At 42.1% G+C, this 2,066-nt stretch carries 2 protein-coding genes; one reads left to right on the top strand and one right to left on the bottom strand.

Annotation, left to right across the window (positions count from 1 at the left end):
- Nucleotides 1–1,031: MucBP domain-containing protein (locus GMD4S_RS08275; RefSeq protein ID WP_000297238.1), on the top strand; the 1,031-nt coding region annotated here is incomplete at its 5' end.
- 81 nt (nucleotides 1,032–1,112) lie between these two features.
- Here the strand turns inward: GMD4S_RS08275 and GMD4S_RS08270 are convergent.
- The coding region (locus tag GMD4S_RS08270) for a DUF2974 domain-containing protein (protein ID WP_008289609.1) at nucleotides 1,113–2,066 on the bottom strand (954 nt) is incomplete at its 5' end.

Below are 2,066 nucleotides of genomic sequence, written 5' to 3'. Positions count from 1 at the left end.
TTCCAGGTTATCCAAGCGAAGATGGTGAACAACCGAAGAAAGATATTCCAGGCTACCGCTTCGTAGAGACTAAGAAACTTCCAAACGGCGACACAGAACATGTTTATGAGAAGGTTAAGACAAGTCATAAGGATAAGGAAGGGAATGAAATTCCAGGTTATCCAACCGAAGATGGAGAACAACCTAAGAAGGATATTCCAGGTTACCGCTTCGTAGAGACTAAGAAACTTCCAAACGGCGACACAGAACACGTTTATGAGAAGGTTAAGACGAGTCATAAGGATAAGGAAGGCAATGAAATTCCAGGTTATCCAAGCGAAGATGGTGAACAACCTAAGAAGGATATTCCAGGTTACCGCTTCGTAGAGACTAAGAAACTTCCAAACGGCGATACAGAACACGTTTATGAGAAGGTTAAGACTAGTCATAAGGATAAGGAAGGCAATGAAATTCCAGGTTATCCAACCGAAGATGGAGAACAACCTAAGAAGGATATTCCAGGTTACCGCTTCGTAGAGACTAAGAAGCTTCCAAACGGCGACACAGAACATGTCTACGAAAAAGTGAAGACAAGTCATAAGGATAAGGAAGGCAATGAAATTCCAGGCTATTCAACCGAAGACGGTGAACAACCTAAGAAGGATATTCCAGGTTACCGCTTCGTAGAGACTAAGAAACTTCCAAACGGCGACACAGAACATGTCTACGAAAAAGTGAAGACAAGTCATAAGGATAAGGAAGGCAATGAAATTCCAGGATATCCAAGCGAAGACGGCGAACAACCTAAGAAGGATATTCCAGGTTACCGCTTCGTAGAGACCAAGAAACTTCCAAACGGTGACACAGAACATGTCTACGAAAAAGTTGTTACTGCCCCTCAACAAAAACCGACTGAGCAATCTCCAACTACTAAAGCAACCAAAGAATTACCTAATACTGGTACGGAAGATCATGCAGCTTTGGCGGCTCTAGGAGTACTAGGTTTGATGAGCGGATTTGGACTTGTGTCTCGTAAGAAAAAAGAAGACTAATTCTATACTCTAGATTCTAAGTAGTTTCCTTTAGTTTCTTAAACAAAAAACCAACTAATCTAATGATTAGTTGGTTTTTGTCTATTCTCGATTTTTCCAAGCTTGGTATCGAGTGTCAATCAAGAGTTGGGTTAGGCGCCCCATGGTTTCTCTTTCTTCGGGAGTGAGGGATTGAGCTTGGACAAAGAGATGGTGAACGTGTTCAATGACCTTGAAGGAAGAGAGGTCGTTGATAGAAGAGATGCCTGCATCGAGAATGATTCCAAAAAAGAGGTCAAAGTAGAGCTGCAGTTCCGTATCAGGGACCGTCTCAACCCATTCCTTAAAGGTTGTATCGACTTGCTGGCTGTCACTATTGGTCTCGTCTAGTTGGACAAAGTGTTTGTCTTCAACCTGCCAACTAAAGGTGTCATGCTGGGCAAGACCACCCAAGGCAGTGCTTCGAACAACGATTTTCTTATCAGGGATTTCTAGCATCATTCCGATGATAGAACCTTGTGGGACAAACACTTTCGTTCTTTCCATCATGTTTTGATAGCCAGCTGTTTCGGTTAGTTCCTTGTGAAGTCCAGGCGCATCAAAAGTATAGACAGCGACAATGTTTTTTTGTAAAAGTGGATCGAGTTGACTAGCAGCATAGACAGCTAGATTGCCCCCTTTTGAGTGTCCTGCTATGACAACTTTTTGGTTAGGATGTTGAGCAAAAAAATCCTGTAAATACTGGAGGGCGTGTTTTTGAGCTGGGATTTCTTTCATATAGGTCATATGGAAATCTTCTTTCCAACCGATGATACTATCATCCGTTCCACGAAAAACAAGCAAAAAAGTATCGAGACTGATACGATAAGTCATAGCCGCAAACTGTTTTTGCAATTCAGGATCAATATCATTGATAAAATTTGATAGCTTGCAATTTTTAAACCGTTTGTGTTGAGAGAGTTGATCCAACAACTGGAGGCGGTTCTTATTGGTCAACATCGTCGTGTCTCTAGGAATTTGGGGTGCAAGATCTATGAGGCGCTGGTTTTTTTGGGT

The sequence above is a fragment of the Streptococcus sp. GMD4S genome, from assembly GCF_000296955.1.
This window is presented reverse-complemented; position numbering and strand designations above follow the sequence as displayed.